At 68.8% G+C, this 15,786-nt stretch carries 20 protein-coding genes; 13 read left to right on the top strand and 7 right to left on the bottom strand.

The genetic code is table 11. The features are described 5' to 3' along the window. The first annotated feature begins 52 nt into the window (after nt 1-52). The 3 genes from ACS5NL_RS05275 (at nt 53) to ACS5NL_RS05265 (ending at nt 2,539) form a co-directional block, all read left to right on the top strand. On the top strand, nt 53-475 hold the full coding sequence (locus ACS5NL_RS05275; protein ID WP_439352601.1) for a rubrerythrin family protein: 423 nt from the start codon (nt 53-55) through the stop codon (nt 473-475). Between the two features lie 114 nt (nt 476-589). Beyond that, nucleotides 590-1,939: a (Fe-S)-binding protein gene (locus tag ACS5NL_RS05270; RefSeq protein WP_439352600.1), complete on the top strand. Its 1,350-nt coding sequence runs from the start codon at nt 590-592 to the stop codon at nt 1,937-1,939. A gap of 9 nt (nt 1,940-1,948) precedes the next feature. Further along, the gene (locus tag ACS5NL_RS05265; protein ID WP_439352599.1) at nt 1,949-2,539 is read left to right on the top strand and encodes a DUF3501 family protein; all 591 of its coding nucleotides are present in this window, start codon (nt 1,949-1,951) and stop codon (nt 2,537-2,539) included. 3 nt (nt 2,540-2,542) lie between these two features. Here ACS5NL_RS05265 and ACS5NL_RS05260 read toward each other — a convergent pair whose 3' ends face one another. After that, on the bottom strand, nt 2,543-3,256 hold the full coding sequence (locus ACS5NL_RS05260; protein WP_439352598.1) for a pseudouridine synthase: 714 nt from the start codon (nt 3,254-3,256) through the stop codon (nt 2,543-2,545). 78 nt (nt 3,257-3,334) lie between these two features. On the opposite strand from ACS5NL_RS05260, the gene ACS5NL_RS05255 reads away from it, so the two are divergent. Genes ACS5NL_RS05255 through queF form a run of 4 tightly spaced genes read left to right on the top strand, consistent with a single transcriptional unit; the run spans nt 3,335 to nt 6,674 of the window. Further along, nucleotides 3,335-4,135 (top strand): curli production assembly/transport component CsgG, encoded by an 801-nt coding sequence (locus ACS5NL_RS05255; protein ID WP_439352597.1) that lies wholly within the window; start codon nt 3,335-3,337, stop codon nt 4,133-4,135. A 6-nt stretch (nt 4,136-4,141) separates the two neighbouring features. Then, nucleotides 4,142-4,918, top strand: a complete 777-nt coding sequence (gene yaaA, locus ACS5NL_RS05250; protein WP_439352596.1) for a peroxide stress protein YaaA — start codon at nt 4,142-4,144, stop codon at nt 4,916-4,918. 21 nt (nt 4,919-4,939) lie between these two features. Further along, nucleotides 4,940-5,821: a 2OG-Fe(II) oxygenase gene (locus tag ACS5NL_RS05245; RefSeq protein WP_439352595.1), complete on the top strand. Its 882-nt coding sequence runs from the start codon at nt 4,940-4,942 to the stop codon at nt 5,819-5,821. Nucleotides 5,822-5,831: 10 nt separating this feature from the next. Next, nucleotides 5,832-6,674: an NADPH-dependent 7-cyano-7-deazaguanine reductase QueF gene (gene queF / locus ACS5NL_RS05240; RefSeq protein WP_439352594.1), complete on the top strand. Its 843-nt coding sequence runs from the start codon at nt 5,832-5,834 to the stop codon at nt 6,672-6,674. Between the two features lie 115 nt (nt 6,675-6,789). Here queF and ACS5NL_RS05235 read toward each other — a convergent pair whose 3' ends face one another. Genes ACS5NL_RS05235 through ACS5NL_RS05215 form a run of 5 tightly spaced genes read right to left on the bottom strand, consistent with a single transcriptional unit; the run spans nt 6,790 to nt 10,315 of the window. Further along, nucleotides 6,790-7,569 carry an anti-sigma factor gene (locus ACS5NL_RS05235; RefSeq protein ID WP_439352593.1) on the bottom strand — a complete coding sequence of 260 codons (780 nt, stop codon included), beginning with the start codon at nt 7,567-7,569 and terminating at the stop codon, nt 6,790-6,792. A 10-nt stretch (nt 7,570-7,579) separates the two neighbouring features. Beyond that, a complete protein-coding gene (locus ACS5NL_RS05230) occupies nt 7,580-8,146 on the bottom strand; it encodes a sigma-70 family RNA polymerase sigma factor (RefSeq protein ID WP_439352592.1) in 567 nt (188 codons plus the stop codon). Between the two features lie 17 nt (nt 8,147-8,163). Next, the gene (locus ACS5NL_RS05225) at nt 8,164-8,832 is read right to left on the bottom strand and encodes a cupredoxin domain-containing protein (RefSeq protein ID WP_439352591.1); all 669 of its coding nucleotides are present in this window, start codon (nt 8,830-8,832) and stop codon (nt 8,164-8,166) included. A gap of 11 nt (nt 8,833-8,843) precedes the next feature. Next, complete coding sequence (locus tag ACS5NL_RS05220) at nt 8,844-9,326, bottom strand: group I truncated hemoglobin (protein WP_439352590.1); 483 nt, start codon at nt 9,324-9,326, stop codon at nt 8,844-8,846. 38 nt (nt 9,327-9,364) lie between these two features. Next, nucleotides 9,365-10,315 carry a DUF3034 family protein gene (locus ACS5NL_RS05215; protein ID WP_439352589.1) on the bottom strand — a complete coding sequence of 317 codons (951 nt, stop codon included), beginning with the start codon at nt 10,313-10,315 and terminating at the stop codon, nt 9,365-9,367. A 209-nt stretch (nt 10,316-10,524) separates the two neighbouring features. Here ACS5NL_RS05215 and ACS5NL_RS05210 point away from each other — a divergent pair, with 209 nt between their 5' ends. From ACS5NL_RS05210 to ACS5NL_RS05200, 3 genes are read left to right on the top strand one after another with little or no spacing between them, the layout of a single operon-like run. Then, entirely contained in the window at nt 10,525-11,124 is a 600-nt protein-coding gene (locus ACS5NL_RS05210; RefSeq protein WP_439352588.1) for a ferritin-like domain-containing protein, read from the top strand. Beyond that, nucleotides 11,124-11,516, top strand: a complete 393-nt coding sequence (locus tag ACS5NL_RS05205; RefSeq protein ID WP_439352587.1) for a c-type cytochrome — start codon at nt 11,124-11,126, stop codon at nt 11,514-11,516. The genes ACS5NL_RS05210 and ACS5NL_RS05205 overlap by 1 nt, the downstream gene beginning before the upstream one ends. Nucleotides 11,517-11,550: 34 nt before the next feature. Then, the gene (locus tag ACS5NL_RS05200) at nt 11,551-12,105 is read left to right on the top strand and encodes a DUF3455 domain-containing protein (protein WP_439352586.1); all 555 of its coding nucleotides are present in this window, start codon (nt 11,551-11,553) and stop codon (nt 12,103-12,105) included. Nucleotides 12,106-12,112: 7 nt separating this feature from the next. On the opposite strand, the gene ACS5NL_RS05195 is transcribed toward ACS5NL_RS05200, so the two are convergent. After that, on the bottom strand, nt 12,113-13,174 hold the full coding sequence (locus ACS5NL_RS05195) for a histone deacetylase family protein (RefSeq protein ID WP_439352585.1): 1,062 nt from the start codon (nt 13,172-13,174) through the stop codon (nt 12,113-12,115). Between the two features lie 76 nt (nt 13,175-13,250). Between ACS5NL_RS05195 and ACS5NL_RS05190 the strand changes: the two genes are divergently transcribed. The 3 genes from ACS5NL_RS05190 (at nt 13,251) to ACS5NL_RS05180 (ending at nt 15,766) form a co-directional block, all read left to right on the top strand. Beyond that, entirely contained in the window at nt 13,251-14,465 is a 1,215-nt protein-coding gene (locus tag ACS5NL_RS05190) for a 6-phosphofructokinase (protein WP_439352584.1), read from the top strand. A gap of 16 nt (nt 14,466-14,481) precedes the next feature. Then, entirely contained in the window at nt 14,482-15,039 is a 558-nt protein-coding gene (locus ACS5NL_RS05185; protein ID WP_439352583.1) for a hypothetical protein, read from the top strand. 64 nt (nt 15,040-15,103) lie between these two features. Further along, the gene (locus ACS5NL_RS05180; RefSeq protein WP_439352582.1) at nt 15,104-15,766 is read left to right on the top strand and encodes a YitT family protein; all 663 of its coding nucleotides are present in this window, start codon (nt 15,104-15,106) and stop codon (nt 15,764-15,766) included. Nucleotides 15,767-15,786 lie beyond the last annotated feature (20 nt).

The following is a 15,786-nucleotide window of genomic DNA, read 5'->3' as shown; positions in this document are numbered from 1 at the left end:
GACACCCAGGCTGGGCGTTCGTTCCATTCACCCACGAGACAAGGAGATTTCCATGGCCGCATTGAAAGGCTCGAAGACCGAGCAGTGCCTGAAGGACGCCTTCGCCGGCGAATCGCAGGCCAACCGCCGCTACCTGTATTTCGCGAACAAGGCCGACGTGGAGGGCCAGAACGACGTGGCGGCGCTGTTTCGCTCGACCGCCGAAGGTGAGACCGGCCACGCGCACGGACACCTGGAGTTTCTGGAGCAGTCCGGCGACCCGGCCACCGGCCTGCCGATCGGATCGACCCGCCAGAACCTGGCCTCGGCCGTCGCCGGCGAAACCCACGAGTACACCGACATGTACCCGGGCATGGCCAAGACGGCGCGCGACGAAGGTTTCGACGAGGTCGCCGACTGGTTCGAGACCCTGGCCAAGGCGGAGCGCTCGCACGCCAACCGCTACCAGAAGGCTTTGAACGAGCTTCAGGACTGACCCCCTGCGCCGCTGACGCGGCTTCCCCCTGGGAGGGGGACGACACCTGCGGCCCGGCGGAGCCGGTTCCGCGGTGTCTCTCGACAACCGCCCTTCATGCGATGGAGAGTGCTCATGGCCACCGAAGGCAATCTGCAGGCGCCGACGCGCCATCCGCTGGACTGGAAAAGCCCGGATTTCTACGACGAAGAGAAGTGTTTCGTCGAGCTGGAGCGGATCTTCGACATCTGCCACGGTTGCCGGCGCTGCGTGAGCCTGTGCGGTTCGTTCCCGACGCTGTTCGATCTGGTCGACAGCAGCGAGTCGCTGGAGGTCGATGGCGTCGCCAAGGCCGACTACTGGAAGGTGGTCGACCAGTGCTACATGTGCGACCTCTGCTACATGACCAAGTGTCCGTACACGCCGCCGCACGAGTGGAACCTCGATTTCCCGCACACCATGCTGCGGGCCAAGGCGATCAAGTTCAGGAAGGGCGAGGTCAAGACCAGCGAGAAGCTGCTGGCCTCGACCGACCTGCACGGCAGCTTCGCCGGCATCCCGATCGTGGTCCAGGCCGTCAACGCGGTGAACAAGACGAAGTTCGCGCGGGGCGTGATGGAAAACGTGATGGGTGTGGACAAGGACGCCTGGCTGCCCGAGCTGGCGAACAAGCGCTTCCGCTGGTCTGCGCCGCAGTCGACGGCGACCCAGGTGGTCGACGGCGAGAAGACACCGGGCAAGGTCGCGATCTTCTCGACCTGCTACATCAACTACAACGAACCCGGTATCGGTCTGGACCTGCTGAAGATCCTCGACCACAACGGCATCCCGTACACCATCGTCGAGAAGGAACAGTGCTGCGGCATGCCCAAGCTGGAGCTGGGCGATCTCGATTCGGTGCAGGCCGCCAAGGAGGCCAACATCCCGGTGCTGGCGAAGTACGCGCGCGACGGCTTTGCCATCCTGGCTGCGGTGCCCAGCTGTGCGCTGATGTTCAAGCAGGAGATTCCGCTGATGTTCCCCGGCGACGCCGACACGCAGCTGGTCAAGGAACACGTGTGGGACCCGTTCGAGTACCTGATGGCGCGCAAGCGCGACGGCCTGCTCAAGACCGAGTTCCCACAGAAGCTGGGCAATGTGAGTTACCAGATCCCCTGCCACGGCCGGGTGCAGAACATCGGCCGCAAGACCGAAGAGATGCTCAAGATGGTGCCGGAGACGACGGTCAACACCATCGAACGCTGCTCGGGCCACGCCGGCACCTTCGGCGTCAAGAAAGGCACGCACCAGCAGGCGATGAAAATCGGCAAGCCGGTCTTCAAGGCCATGGCCACCATGAAGGACGGCGCGAAGCCCGACGTCATCAGCTCCGACTGCCCGCTGGGCGGCCACCACATCGCGCAGGGCTTCGAGGTCAACGGCCTCGGGGCGCCGCCGCTGCAGCACCCGCTGAGCCTCATTGCCCGCGCGTACGGGCTGAAATAGAGACACACCATGCAACTGACCGGACACATCACCCCCGACAGCCTCATGAGCCTGGAGGCCTACAGCAAGTGGCGCAAGTTCCACCAGCCCGAGGTCATCGCGCACCGCAAGCAACGCAGCGTGCAGCTCGGTGAACACCTGAACATCCAGTTCGAGAGCGAGACCACGATCCGCTACCAGATCCAGGAGATGCTGCGCATCGAAAAGATCTTCGAGGAAGAAGGCATCCAGCAGGAGATCGAAGCCTATGCGCCGCTGGTGCCCGACGGCGGCAACTGGAAGGCCACGATGATGATCGAGTACACCGACGTGAACGAGCGCAAGCGCGAGCTCGCGCGGCTGATCGGTGTGGAAGACCGCCTGTTCGTCGAGGTCGAGGGCTACCAGCGCGTCTACGCCATCGCCGACGAAGACCTGGACCGCGAGACCGAAGAGAAGACCAGCGCGGTGCACTTCGTGCGCTTCGAGTTCACGCCGGCCATGGTCGCCGCCCTCAAGGCCGGCGCCGCCGCCAAGCTCGGCTGTGACCACACGCACTACCCGGCGCACGTGCAGATTGCGCTGGAGACGCTGGCGAGTCTGGCGGGGGACTTGAAGTAAGGCTCAGCCAGCGGCCGGCGCGACGATGGCTGGTGGCCAGCGGGACCATTCGGCGTCGAACCCGGCCTGCACGGTGAGCGCCTGCCCGGTTGCAGGGTGCTGCACGCTCAGCGCGCTCGCATGCAGCCACAGCCGCTGCACCCCCAGGAAGTCGGCCACCGCCCGGTTCAGCGGCCCCTTGCCGTGCGTCGCGTCGCCGATGATCGGGTGGGCGATGTGCTTCAGGTGGCGCCGCAGCTGGTGGCGCCGGCCGGTCAGGGGCTGCAGCTCGACCAGGGCGCCGCGCGTGGTCGGGAAGCTGCCCTGCGGGATCGGCAGTTCGTAGCGCTCCAGCGTGACAAAGCGCGTCTGCGCGTCCTGCACTTCTTCGCGCTCGGTCCGCATGTCGTCGGGCATGCGCCTGAGCGGGTGGTCGATCAGGCCCTGGTCGGCCGGCCAGCCGCGCACGATCGCGTGGTAGGTCTTCTGCAGGCCCTGGCCGGACTCGAAGGCGCGGCCGAGCTGGCTGGCGGTGGCGGCGTCGAGCGCGAACAGCAGCACGCCGCTGGTGCCCTTGTCGAGCCGGTGCACCGGCCAGACCGGCTGGCCGATCTGGTCGCGCAGCAGCTGCACGGCAAAGCGCGTCTCGCCCGCGTCCAGCCCGGTGCGGTGCACCAGCAGGCCGGGCGGCTTGTGAATCGCGATCAGGTGCTCGTCGCGGTGGAGGATGCGCAGCATCGGGCGATTGTCCGCGCCCTCCTGGCCCGGAGGCCGCGGGTACACTCAGTTTTTGCTCCCATGCTCCGAAATTCCACCATGCTCCGACGTCTCCTGCCTCTTGCCGCGCTCACCGCTTCGCTGTTGCTGGCCGCCTGTGGCAAGCAGGGGGTCGAACTGGGGCAGGGCGGGTCCGTCGTGCAGGGCTCGGCCGGGCCGGACGGCGCGCACAACGCCGCCAAGGAACTCAAGACCTGCACCGCGCCGGTCGCGGTGGTGTCGCTGATGGAGAACCCCAACGGCTACGTCGGCATCGGCCGCAATGGCCTGCCCGATTCGCCGCTGCCGCTGGTGCGGGTGCTGATGCAGCAGAGCGGGTGCTTCCGCATCGTCGACCGCCACTCGGGCCTGAACGCCACCGTCAAGGAACAGGACCTCAAGGAGGCCGGCATCCTGCGGCAGGACGACACCACGGTGAAGAAGGGCCGCGGCATCGTCGCGCAGTACACGCTGGTGCCCAGCCTGACCTTCTCCGAGCAGGACGCGGGCCGGCAGATCGGCGGCATCCTGGCGCAGATCCCGGGGCTGAACGTGATCGCCGGTGCGGCCGAAAACGTCAAGCTCAAGGAGGCGCAGGTGGTGCTGCTGCTGACCGACAACGAAACCACCGAGCAGCTCTCGGCCTCGACCGGCGCCGCGCGCAGCACCGATCTGGGCATCGGCGGGCTGGTGATCGGCAAGGCGGGCGGCGCGGGCGGCCTGGGCTGGAGCAACACCAACGAGGCCAAGGTGATTTCGGCGGCCTTCCTCGATGCGCACAACCACCTGGTCGACGAGGTGCAGCGCCTGGCCGAGAAGCCGTTGCCCGAGCCAGTGCCGACCAAGAAGAAATCCGGCTGATCCGCCATGCTGTTCGTCATTTCTCCCGCCAAGGCGCTCGACTACGAGACGCCGGCCCACGTCAAGACCTTCACGCAGCCGCTGTTCGTGGAGCAGGCGAGCGAGCTGATCGCGGTGTTGCGCGAGAAGACGCCGCAACAGGTGGCGGACCTGATGGACCTGTCGGACCCGCTGGCGGGGCTGAACGTGGCGCGCTACCAGGCCTGGTCGCCCAAGTTCACCGCGAAGAATTCCAGGCAGGCGGTGCTCGCCTTCGACGGCGACGTCTACGGCGGGCTTCAAGCCAGGACGCTGAACGAAGAAGAGCTCGACTGGCTGCAGCAGCACCTGTGCATCCTCAGCGGCCTCTACGGCGTGCTGCGGCCGCTGGACCGCATGCAGCCCTACCGGCTGGAGATGGGCACGCGCCTGCAGACCGCCAAGGGTTCCAACCTCTACCGCTTCTGGGACACCCAGATCGCCGACTACCTCAACCGCCGCGCGCGCGCCGACAAGAGCCCGGTGCTGGTCAACCTCGCGAGCGAGGAGTATTTCAAGGCGGTCGACCGCAAGGCATTGAAGCCGCGCGTGGTCAGCTGCGTGTTCGAAGAGAAGAAGGGTGAGAAGCACCAGATCGTCAGCTTCTTCGCCAAGCGCGCGCGTGGCCTGATGGTGCGCTACGCGCTGCAGCAGCGCGCGGTGACGCCCGAGCAGCTCAAGGGTTTCGACCTGGAGGGCTACCGTTTTGCGCCGGCCGCCAGCGAGGCCGACCGGCTGGTGTTCCGCCGCGACAAGACCACCTGACCGCCGAGAGAGGAAACGATCATGACCCAGACCGTCACCCCCGAACTGCGCCAATGGATCATCGAGCAGTCGAGCGCAGGCTGCATGCCCGAGGCCGTGCTCGAAGCCATGGTCAAGGCCGGCTGGAGGCCGGAGGTGGCCGAGGTGGCGCTGGAGCAGACGCTGCGCGAGCACCTCAAGCAGCTGGGGGCGGGCCGGGTGGCCGCGCCCGCACCGGCGCATGCGCTGGCGCAGGAGCACGGGACCGCGCGCGTGCCCGAGATCGTGCTCAGCGGTTCGCCGCGCCGGCTGGACGCGGGCGACCGCATGGTCGACGTGATCGTGTCGGTGTCGCAGCCGCGCGTGGTGGTGCTCGGTGGCCTGCTCAGCGACGAAGAATGCGAGGCCCTGATCGCGGCCGCCAAGCCCCGGCTGGCGCGTTCGCTCACGGTGCAGACCGCCACGGGCGGTGAAGAGCTCAACCCCGACCGCACCAGCAACGGCATGTTCTTCGGCCGCGGCGAGAGCGCGCTGATCCAGCGCATCGAGGCGCGCATCGCGCGGCTGGTGGGCTGGCCGGTGGAAAACGGCGAAGGCATCCAGGTGCTCAACTACCAGGTGGGTGCCGAATACAAGCCGCACTACGACTACTTCGATCCCGAGGAGCCGGGCACGCCGACCATCCTCAAGCGCGGCGGACAGCGCGTCGGCACGGTGGTGATGTACCTCAACGAGCCCGCGCGCGGCGGCGGCACGACCTTTCCGGACATCGGTCTGGAGGTCGCGCCGGTGCGCGGCAACGCGGTGTTTTTTTCCTACAACCGGCCGCACCCCGGCACCATGAGCCTGCACGGCGGCGCGCCGGTGCTCGAAGGCGAGAAGTGGGTGGCGACCAAATGGATGCGCGAGCGCGTGTTCGAGTAAGGCCCAACGCATGACCCCCGACCAGTCCCCCCTCGGCAAGACCGCGAGTTATGCCGACCAGTACGACCCCTCGCTGCTGTTCCCGCTGGCGCGCGAACCCAAGCGCAGCGAGATCGGCATCCGTGGCAGCGTGCCCTTTCTCGGCGCCGACCTCTGGACCGCGTTCGAGCTGAGCTGGCTCAACCTGAAAGGCAAGCCGCAGGTCGCGATCGCGCACATCACCGTGCCCTGCGAGAGCACGCACATCGTCGAGAGCAAGTCCTTCAAGCTCTATCTCAACAGCTTCAACAACACGCGCCTGGACAGTGCCGATGCGGTGCGCGACCGCATCCGCGACGACGTGAGCCGCGCGATCTGGGACGGCGAGACCGTCAAGTCGGCCGCGGGCGTGCGGCTGCTGACGCCGCCGCTGTTCGAGTGCGAGCCGGTGAAGGAACTCGAAGGCGTGTCGATCGACCGGCTGGACGTCGAGTGCGACACCTACCAGCCGCACCCGGAGTTCCTCACCGCCGCCTTGGGCGAGAAGCCGGTGGAAGAGGTGCTGGTCAGTGACCTGCTCAAGAGCAACTGCCTGGTGACCGGGCAGCCCGACTGGGGCAGCGTGCAGATCCGCTACAGCGGCCCGCAGATCGACCAGGCAGGGCTGCTGCAGTACATCGTGAGCTTCCGCAACCACAACGAGTTCCACGAGCAGTGTGTCGAGCGCATCTACATGGACATCATGGCCCGCTGCAAGCCGGCCAAGCTGATGGTCTATGCGCGCTACACGCGCCGCGGCGGGCTGGACATCAACCCCTGGCGCAGCAGCCACCCGCAGCTGCCGCCCGCCAACACGCGGACTGCCAGGCAGTAGCGCCGGTCCAGGCGCGAAGCCATCTCCACAAGGGCACCGCCGGGCCGGCTTTGCCGGACGGCCAGTGCCGCCCCCTTGAGGGGGTCGCGCGCAGCGCGGCAGGGGTGGGCCCCACTCACAACATCTTCTGGATCAGCGCGCCCTTGAACAGCACCGGTCCGGTCGGGCCGGTCTCGCTGGGCACGCCGCCCTTGGGCTCCAGGCTCACCGCCAGCGCCGGCACCGCGCGCACATCCGCTTCGCCGGCCGCCAGCTGCAGCAGTTTCTCGGGCGTGAGCACGCCCAGCGAACGCGGCTTGCTGCCCGGCGGCAGGGCCCAGAGCTGCAGCGACTTGTCCGACGCTTCCTGGTAGCCGCCCACGCGCTGCAGCGTCAGCTGGCGGTTCTTCGGATCGAAGGTCACCAGCATCGAGGCGCTGGCCTGGTCGTCGTTCAGCACCGCCACGTATTCGATCTGCGGCTGCGCCGACAGCTTCGCCTGCAGCTCGTTGATCTGCGCACCCAGCCGGTCGCGCAGCCCCACCGTGGTGACCACGGCGAGCACGGTCGCCAGCGCCCCCGCGCCGGCGGCGCCGCGCCAGAGCGCGAGGTTGCGCCACCAGCCGCCGGCGGGTGTCGCGGACGCCGCCTGCGCCGCGGCGAGCATCGCGGCCTGTTCGCGCTCGGCCCGCACCAGGTTCTGGATCCGTGTCCAGACCACGGGCGACGGCTCGACCGGCTGTTCCAGCTCGGTCATGCTGGCCACGCGGCTCTGCCAGATCAGGGCGGCCGCGCGCACCGGGGCCCGTTCGCGCGCCAGGGTCTCGAAGCGGCGGCGGGCGCCGCCACGCAAGGTGCCGAGGGCATGGGCGGCGGCGAGGCGGTCGAGCAGTTCGGGGTGGCGGTGGATGTCCATGTCCGTCCCTTTACGCGAAGCGCGCCATGCAGATGCGCAACTGGTCCAGGCCACGCCGGATCCAGGTCTTGACCGTGCCCAGCGGCAGCCGCAGCTGCTCGGCCAGTTCGCCATGGCTGAGGTCGCGCAGGTAGGCCAGGCTCACCACCTCGCGCTGCTTGTTCTCCAGCCGCGTCAGGCACTGGTGCAGGGCCCAGGCCTGCTGGCTCGCCAGGCTGGTGTCCATCGGGTCGGGGGTGTCGCTTTTGAGGGTGTCGGCGTGGCCGTCGTCGATGTCGTCGCGCAGGTGTTCGCGGTCGACCTTGCGCCGGCGCAGCAGGTCCAGCGAGCGGCTGCGCACGATCAGGCCCAGCCAGGCCATCGGCGGGCTCAGCGAGGCGCGGTAGTCGGCGGCCGTGCGCCAGACCTGCAGGAAGGTCTCCTGCAGCGCGTCTTCGGCCCACTCGTGTTTGCCCAGCACCCGCAGCGCCAGCCCGTAGAGCTTGCCGCTGGTGAGGTCGTAGAGCGACTTGAGGGCGGTCTCGTCGCGCAGTGCGATCTCGTCCAGCAAGGTAATCAGGGTCTGGTCAGCGTCCATGGGGGGCGATGGTGGCGTCAGTACTGGTTGCCCGAGTCGAACTGGACGCGGCGCGGCTTGCGCGGCTGGATCAGCGTGGGCACGCTCACGCTGGTGACCGGCTGCACCTGCACCGCCACGTTGGCCTGGTCGACCAGCTGGTCGGCGTGCCAGACGCGCAGCTGCATGGCGCCTTCGGGCACCTGCGGCATGACCGCCACACCGTCGGCCGAGGTCTTGGCGGCCCAGGGGGTGGGCGAGACGTAGACGAAGCCGCGCATCGAGCCGTGCAGGTGACAGCCCAGCTGGATCGGGCCGGTCTTGTCGAGCAGGACTTCGTTGCTGGGGGTCGGCTGTCCCTGGGTGCGGCCGGCGAGACGGAACTCGAAGGCCGTGGTGCCGGCGGCCAGCAGGCCTGGCGCGCCGCCCTTGACGTGGTGGTCCCAGCGGTCGAGGTTGGCGAAGCGGATGCGCGAACCCATCGGCACCAGGCTGAGGGCCGGTTCGAACTGCATCTTCTCCTGCGTGATGGTGTGGCTCACCGGTTGCGACGCCGGGACGGGCTGGCCCGCCGCCGGTTCGAGGATCACCACCGCATCGGGCAGGGGCTTGCCGTCGCGGGCCAGCACGGTGACCTGCACCGTGGCGGCCTGCGCCGCGGAAAGGCCTGCCAGCAGGCAGGCGGCCAGAAGGGTGGCGGGGCGCATGGAGTCTCCTGTTAGCGGACGTTGATCACGTCGCGGTGCATCGGGGCCAGCAAGGCGAGGAGCTGATTCTGACGGGTAAACGGAATCCCGCGGGCGTCCATGCTGACCTGCAGCACTTCGACCAGCGCGTTGAAGTCGGCTCGGGTGACGTCCATGCTGCTGTGGGCTTCCTTCATCGAGGGGCCGTTGTAGACGCAGGGCCCACCGGCGAGCTGGCAGACCTGGTCGGCCAGCTGGCTGGACAGGTTGGCGGCGTTGGCTTCCTTGAACGCTTCGGCCAGGCGCGGGTCGGCCTTGAGGCGGGTGACGAAGTCGTTCATCAGGGTGCGGATGCCGGTCTGGCCGCCGAAGGCGTCGAAGAGACCGGCGGCGGGCGCGACCGGGTAGGCCGAGGCGGGGGTGATGGCCGCGGCCTTGTCCATGGACTGGGCGAAGGCGGGGCCGCCGGTCAGGGCCAGCAGCGAGAGGGCGCAGAGGGTGATGAGCTGTTTCATGGCAGATCCGTGAAGAGGTGGGGGCGGTCGGAAGGCAATCAGAAGGCGAGCTGGGCCGAGAGGTAGGCGCCGGTCTGCTTCTTGTTTTTCGTGGTGGCGGGGACCACGGTGCCGAGGTCGACATAGGCCAGGGTGAGCGAGACGTTTTTGTTGGGCGCCCAGGCGATGAAGAGGTCTTTCCAGCTGCCGGCGCGCAGGCCGTTGCCCAGACCGGCGGCGGCGCCCGCCTTGTTCAGCTTGTCGGGCATGGCGCGCACTTCGACGCCGACGGCCACGTCCTTGCGCAGCAGCCAGGCGACCGAGAGTTCGGGCATCAGTTCGTAGCCGTTGTCCGCACCGCCGAGCGTGGCACCGTGGCCAAGCAGGCCGCCCTGGTTGGCCTTGGTGGCGCGCAGCGTGCCGTTGACCAGCAGGCCCTGGGCGAGGAACAGCTTGGTGGCGGAGACATAGAAGTCGGTGCCGGTGCGTTTGGCGCCCAGCGCCTTCAGCGTGGCGTCGAGTCCGGAGGAGCCCAGGCGCTTGGCCTGCACGCCGACCGCGATCTGGGGCATCAGCGAGTCGCTGTCGAGCACGGCGTCGCCCGCCACGCGCAGCTTGGCGCCCAGGATGTCCTGCTTGAGATGCAGGCCGGGCAGGCCCAGCAGCGTGCCGGTGATGCCGGTGTCGAAGTCCTGGTGGCCGGCGGACAGTTCGATCCGGTCGTTCAGGCCGACCGCGACGCCGTAGGCGTTGAGGCGGTAGTCCTGCGTGCGGGCGTGGCTGAGGTAGGTCGAGACGCCGGTCTCGCCGGCCGTGGCCTGGCTGCCGATCAGGGCCCAGGGTGAGAGGCCGCCGCCGGCCGCACCGTCGATGGTGCTCACGCCGCCGGTGAGCAGCAACTTGCCGGTGTCGGCGTGGGCGGGCGCATGGGCCAGCAGGGCGGCGGTGCCCAGGGCGAGCAGGGCCGCGGTCGGGATGCGGTGTCGGTGGAGGAGTGGTGCGTGGGGCATGTTGGGGCCTGGTGGGGTGGATCGGTGCCGGGCGCAGCGACCCGACACATCCTTTACGCAGCCGCTCGCGATCCGGATTCAGCGGCGTGCATGTCCCTGGACTTTGTGGGGCCATCTGAATCCGCGGGCCGGTCGGGCCGCGTATCTGGAACGTCGGTGCCGCGATGGCGTGACCGGCTCAGTTCCCATAACCCACCAAGGACCCCACCATGTCGAACCTGTTTGTTCCCGCTTCCGAACTCGTTGGCCCGCCCGCTTCCCGCCGCAGCTTCATGCAGCGCAGCGGTGCCCTGTCTGCGGTGGCCGTCGCGCTGCTGGCCGGCAAGGACGCGCTGGCGCAGGGCATGTCCGGCGATGTCGCCAAGGACGTGTCCATCCTCAACGTCGCGCTCGGCCTGGAGCACGAGGCCATCAACGCCTACCAGCTCGGCGCCGGCAGCGGCCTGCTGCAGAAGCCGGTGCTCGACGTGGCCGTGAGCTTCCAGGGCCACCACAAGGCGCACCGCGACGCGCTGATCGCCACCATCCAGAAACTGGGCGGCACGCCGGTCGCCGAGAAGAAACTGGACGACTACGCCAAGGCGCTCAAGGCCGACACCCTGCGCAACCAGGCCGATGTGCTGGACCTGGCCGCGCGGCTGGAGCTGGGCGCCACCAACGCCTACCTCGGCGTGATCCCCTCGCTGGGCAACAAGGACCTGGCCAAGGTGGCCGCGCGGCTGGCGGCCGACGAAACCATGCACTTCACCGTGCTGACCAGCGCGCTGGGCCGTCCGCTGCCCGGTGGCGCCCTGAGCTTCGGTGCCTGATGCGCGCGGCCTTGCTCCGTGCCGGCCTGGGGCTGTCGCTGCTGGCGGGTGTGCTGCCGGTGGCGCTGGCCCAGACCGCCGACGTCCCGCGCGGTCGCCAGCTGTTCGAGTCGCGCTGCGGCGGCTGCCACAGCCTGGACGAGAACCGCGTCGGCCCGGCGCTGGGCACGGTGGTCGGTCGCGTGGCGGGCAAGCAGGCGGACTTCGCCTATTCGCCCGCCCTGTCCCGCGCGACCCATGTGTGGACGCCCGGGAAGCTGATGGCCTGGCTCACCGACCCCGAAGCGCTGGTGCCGGGCCAGGCCATGGGCTACCGCCTGGCCGAGGCCGACGACCGGCGCGACGTCGTGGCCTTCCTGCAATCGCTCGCCACGGGCCAGCCGGCCCGCTGAGTGCCTTCTTCTTTCTTTTCACTGGAGCAGATCCATGTCTTCCCGCCTGTCCCTCACCACCGCCCTGGGCGGCGCCGTCGCCCTTACGCTCGGCGCCTGCGCCAGCGGCCCGTCGATGGCACCGTTTTCGCAGACCGACCTGCCCGCCGCCGTGCAGGTGCCGGCCGGCCACCGCGTCGCTTTTGAAACCGCCGCGGCGGGTGACATCACCTACGAATGCCGCGCCAAGAAAGACATGGCCGGCCAGTACGAGTGGGTCTTCGTTGGCCCCGATGCCGGCCTGAAGGGCCGCCGGGGCGAACGGCTGGGCAAGTACTACGGCCCGCCGGCCACCTGGGAACTCAATGACGGCTCGAAGCTCACGGGCGCGCAACTGGCGGTCGCGCCCAACGGCGGCGCCAACATCCCGCTGCAGCTGGTCAAGGCCAACCCGGCCATGGGCAGCGGCATGGCGCAGGGCGTGAGCCACATCCAGCGCGTGGCGACCCGCGGTGGCGTGGCGCCGGCCGCACCCTGCGACGCGGCCACCATGGGTAGCAAGCGCGTGGTGAGCTACAGCGCGGACTACATCTTCTGGAGGCCGGTGTGACCGGCGATCAGATCGAGCGGCAGTAGGCTTCGAGCAGGTTGACGGCGTTGACGCCGACCTCGTCCACCGCGTAGCCGCCTTCGAAGGTGAACACGGTGGGCAGGCTGGCGGCGGCCAGCAGGCGGCCGACGGTGTCGTAGTCGCCGCTCTCCAGTGTGAAGCCGGAGATCGGGTCGCCCTTGAAGGTGTCCATGCCCATGGGCACGACCAGCGCGTCGGCGCCGTAGTCCTCCACCGCCTCGATGGCCCGGTCCAGCGCTTCGCACCAGGCCGGGAAGCCGGTGCCGCGCGGCAGCGTCAGGTTGAGGTTGAAGCCCTCGCCGGCGCCCGCGCCGCGCTCGTCGGCGTGGCCCAGGAAAAACGGGTACTCGGTCGCCGGGTCGCCGTGGATCGAGACCGTGAACACGTCGGACCGCTCGTAGAAGATGGTCTGGGTGCCGTTGCCGTGGTGGTAGTCGATGTCCAGCACGGCGACCTTCGCATGGCCCAGGTCGCGCAGCGCCTGTGCCGCGATGGCGCCGTTGTTGAGAAAGCAGTAGCCGCCGAAGAAGTCCGGCCCGGCGTGGTGGCCCGGCGGCCGCGTCAGCGCGAACGCCGCCCGCACGCCACCATGCACCTCGCGCGCCGCGGCCACCGCGCAGGCCGCACCGGCACGAGCAGCGACCCAGGTGCCGGCCATCAGCGGCGAGCCCGAGTCGTAGGAAAACAGACCCAGCCGCGCCGCGAAGTTCTGCGGCAGCACGTCGGTGCGGAAGGCGTGCCGGTTGCCCAGCGGCCAGACCGAGGGCAGGGCGTCGCGCTGGGCATTCGCCGGGTCCATCGCGACCCACTCGTCCCACGCTCCCGCGAGGAACTGGGTGTAGCGCGCGTCGTGCACACGGCCGATCGCGGCGTCCAGATCGGCGTCGCTCACGGCGGGCAGAAACAGCCCGCCCTGCGAGCGCCGTTTGAGCTCGGCCAGCACGTAGTCCAGCCGGGCCGGCACCTCATGGCAAGGCACCATGCGGCCACGAAACATCTCTTCGCGTCCCTGGTGCCGCGCATGTTCAGGGTTGTGAAAGGTTTTCATGAACGCCAGTGTCGCACTCTGCGGCGCCGAAGGCTATATTGCGCGGGCACACTTGCACCGATTCGCAGAGGTCCACATGTCATCCGGAAAAATCCTCGTTGCCCAGGGTGGCGGTCCCACCGCCGTGATCAACCAGTCGCTGGTGGGCGTGGCGCTGGAGGCGCGGCGCTTCCAGAACGTGCAGCGCATCTACGGTGCGCGCCACGGTGTGCGCGGCATCGTGGACGAGAACTTCGTCGACCTCACGCAGGAGACCAGCCACAACCTCGAAGCCGTGGCCCGCACGCCGGCCTCGGCGCTGGGCTCCACGCGCGACAAGCCCGACCTGAAGTACTGCCAGGAAATCTTCAAGGTGCTGAAAGCGCACGAGATCGAGCACTTCTTCTACATCGGCGGCAACGACTCTTCCGACACGGTGCGCATCGTCAGCGAAGAGGCGCACAAGGCCGGCTACCCGCTGCGCAGCATCCACATTCCCAAGACCATCGACAACGATCTGGTGGGCAACGACCACACGCCGGGCTTCCCCTCGGCGGCGCGCTTCGTGGCGCAGGCCTTTGCGGGTGCGAACCTCGACAACGCGGCCTTGCCGGGCGTGTACGTGGGGGTGGTGATGGGGCGGCACGCCGGCTTTCTCACCGCCGCGTCGGCGCTGGGCAAGAAGTTTCCGGACGACGGCCCGCACCTGATCTATGTGCCCGAGCGCGTGTTCGAGATCCCGAAGTTCCTGGCCGACGTGAAGGCCATGTACGAACGCCATGGCCGCTGTGTGATCGCGGTCAGCGAAGGCATCCACGACGCCTCGGGCCAGCCCATCATCACGCAACTGGCGAAAGACATCGAGAAGGACGCGCACGGCAACGTGCAGCTCTCGGGCAGCGGCGCGCTGGCCGACCTGCTGTGCGAAGAGATCAAGCGCAACCTGGGCATCAAGCGCGTGCGCGGCGACACCTTCGGCTACCTGCAGCGCAGCTTCATCGGCTGCGTCAGCGACGTCGACCAGCGCGAGGCGCGCGAGGTGGGCGAGAAGGCGGTGCAGTTCGCGATGTGGGGCAGCGTGGACGGCTCGGTGGCGATCAAGCGCACCGGCTTCTACTCGGCCGACTACGAGCTGCTGCCGCTGGAGGCCGTGGCCGGCAAGACGCGGGTGATGGAAGACGAGTTCATCACCGCCAGCGGCACCGACGTGACCGACGCCTTCCGCCTCTACCTGCGGCCGCTGCTGGGCTCGGACATGCCCGACGCTTTCCGCCTGCGCTTCAACCCGGTGCCCAAGGTGCTCCACCGCTGAGGGATCGCCGGCGTCCATGCAGCTGATCCAGGGCTTCTCGCTCGACCCCCATCCCGGCGAATACGACACCTGGCCGGAAACCTCGGCGCTGCGCTTCGAGGGCCGGCCGACCGGCACGCAGTTGCCGGGCTACGTGGTGGAGGCGCAGTACCGCTGCCGCCACGGCTTTCTGCTGATCACCTCCTACGACTGCCCGTACGAGGAGTCGAACAGCTTTGTGCTGCTGGACGGGCGCTTCCAGATCCTGGCCAGCGCGGCGCTGGGCGCCATGTACGGCTCCTACCTGCTGCACGACCACTGGCCGCTGGACGACGACACCTTGCAGCTGCACTACCAGATGCGGCGCTTCTACCGGTTGCAGGTGCAGCAACCCAGGGCGCTGCTGCGCCGGGAGCATGCGCTGCGGCTGGAGCGCGACGAGCGGGCCTGGGTGACCGACCCGCGGGCGAAGGCCTCGGTGGCGGCGCTGGAGCGATCGCTGCTGGCCCAGCGGGCCGATGCCATCCTCGATCCGGTGCCGGTGGTGGATCTGGGCCAACACCTGGAACCGCCCGAGAACTGGGGACGGCGCTGACCTGCGTCAAGCGGGCGTCCCACCCGCTGCGCGACACTGGGCGCCTTTTGTTTTCACGATCACCATGAGCTCCCCGTCTCCCGCCATGCCTTCTGCTTCCGCCGCCGCGCCGCCGCGCCCGGCCGGGGCCGCTCCCTCCCGCCACCGGCCCCACGAAGACCTGCAGGCGCTGCTGACCGGCACCCTGTTCGTGGGGCTGGGTGTGGTGCTGTTCGGCCATGTCGGTCTGCTCAGCGGCGGGACCGCCGGCCTGGCGTTCCTGCTGCACTACGCCACCGGGGTGAGCTTCAGCCTCTGGTTCTTCGTGATCAACCTGCCGTTCTACTGGCTGGCCTGGCGCCGCATGGGCGCGCCGTTCGCCGTCAAGACCTTCATGGCCGTCGGACTGCTCTCGCTCTGGGCCCTCCTGATCCCACGGTGGATTTCGATCGGTGCGCTGGAACCCGGGTTCGCGGCCGTGGCGGGTGGTCTGCTGGTGGGGGCGGGCATGCTGATGCTGTTCCGCCACCGGGCCAGCCTGGGCGGTTTCAACGTGCTGGTGCTGTACCTGCAGGAGAAATTCGGCTGGCGCGCCGGCCACCTGCAGATGGGGCTGGACTGCGCCATCGTGCTGACCGCGTTCGCGCTGCGCGCGCCGGCGCAGATCGCCTGGTCGGTGCTGGGTGCGGTGGTGCTGAACATGACGCTGGCGATCAACCACCGGCCGGGCCGGTACATGGCGGTGTAGAGATGACCCCCCTGCGCCGC

It is taken from the genome of Hydrogenophaga sedimenti, from assembly GCF_051857515.1.
Taxonomy (GTDB): domain Bacteria; phylum Pseudomonadota; class Gammaproteobacteria; order Burkholderiales; family Burkholderiaceae_C; genus Hydrogenophaga.
The sequence above is the reverse complement of the archived record's forward strand: the minus strand, read 5'-3'. Positions and strand labels throughout refer to the sequence as shown.

Excerpts from the sequence above, each read along its gene's own strand:
- ACS5NL_RS05275 (WP_439352601.1), top strand. The coding sequence starts at position 53 with ATGGCCGCATTGAAAGGCTCGAAGACCGAGCAGTGCCTGAAGGACGCC.
- ACS5NL_RS05270 (WP_439352600.1), top strand. The coding sequence starts at position 590 with ATGGCCACCGAAGGCAATCTGCAGGCGCCGACGCGCCATCCGCTGGAC.
- ACS5NL_RS05265 (WP_439352599.1), top strand. The coding sequence starts at position 1,949 with ATGCAACTGACCGGACACATCACCCCCGACAGCCTCATGAGCCTGGAG.
- ACS5NL_RS05260 (WP_439352598.1), bottom strand. The coding sequence starts at position 3,256 with ATGCTGCGCATCCTCCACCGCGACGAGCACCTGATCGCGATTCACAAG.
- ACS5NL_RS05255 (WP_439352597.1), top strand. The coding sequence starts at position 3,335 with ATGCTCCGACGTCTCCTGCCTCTTGCCGCGCTCACCGCTTCGCTGTTG.
- yaaA (WP_439352596.1), top strand. The coding sequence starts at position 4,142 with ATGCTGTTCGTCATTTCTCCCGCCAAGGCGCTCGACTACGAGACGCCG.
- ACS5NL_RS05245 (WP_439352595.1), top strand. The coding sequence starts at position 4,940 with ATGACCCAGACCGTCACCCCCGAACTGCGCCAATGGATCATCGAGCAG.
- queF (WP_439352594.1), top strand. The coding sequence starts at position 5,832 with ATGACCCCCGACCAGTCCCCCCTCGGCAAGACCGCGAGTTATGCCGAC.
- ACS5NL_RS05235 (WP_439352593.1), bottom strand. The coding sequence starts at position 7,569 with ATGGACATCCACCGCCACCCCGAACTGCTCGACCGCCTCGCCGCCGCC.
- ACS5NL_RS05230 (WP_439352592.1), bottom strand. The coding sequence starts at position 8,146 with ATGGACGCTGACCAGACCCTGATTACCTTGCTGGACGAGATCGCACTG.
- ACS5NL_RS05225 (WP_439352591.1), bottom strand. The coding sequence starts at position 8,832 with ATGCGCCCCGCCACCCTTCTGGCCGCCTGCCTGCTGGCAGGCCTTTCC.
- ACS5NL_RS05220 (WP_439352590.1), bottom strand. The coding sequence starts at position 9,326 with ATGAAACAGCTCATCACCCTCTGCGCCCTCTCGCTGCTGGCCCTGACC.
- ACS5NL_RS05215 (WP_439352589.1), bottom strand. The coding sequence starts at position 10,315 with ATGCCCCACGCACCACTCCTCCACCGACACCGCATCCCGACCGCGGCC.
- ACS5NL_RS05210 (WP_439352588.1), top strand. The coding sequence starts at position 10,525 with ATGTCGAACCTGTTTGTTCCCGCTTCCGAACTCGTTGGCCCGCCCGCT.
- ACS5NL_RS05205 (WP_439352587.1), top strand. The coding sequence starts at position 11,124 with ATGCGCGCGGCCTTGCTCCGTGCCGGCCTGGGGCTGTCGCTGCTGGCG.
- ACS5NL_RS05200 (WP_439352586.1), top strand. The coding sequence starts at position 11,551 with ATGTCTTCCCGCCTGTCCCTCACCACCGCCCTGGGCGGCGCCGTCGCC.
- ACS5NL_RS05195 (WP_439352585.1), bottom strand. The coding sequence starts at position 13,174 with ATGAAAACCTTTCACAACCCTGAACATGCGCGGCACCAGGGACGCGAA.
- ACS5NL_RS05190 (WP_439352584.1), top strand. The coding sequence starts at position 13,251 with ATGTCATCCGGAAAAATCCTCGTTGCCCAGGGTGGCGGTCCCACCGCC.
- ACS5NL_RS05185 (WP_439352583.1), top strand. The coding sequence starts at position 14,482 with ATGCAGCTGATCCAGGGCTTCTCGCTCGACCCCCATCCCGGCGAATAC.
- ACS5NL_RS05180 (WP_439352582.1), top strand. The coding sequence starts at position 15,104 with ATGAGCTCCCCGTCTCCCGCCATGCCTTCTGCTTCCGCCGCCGCGCCG.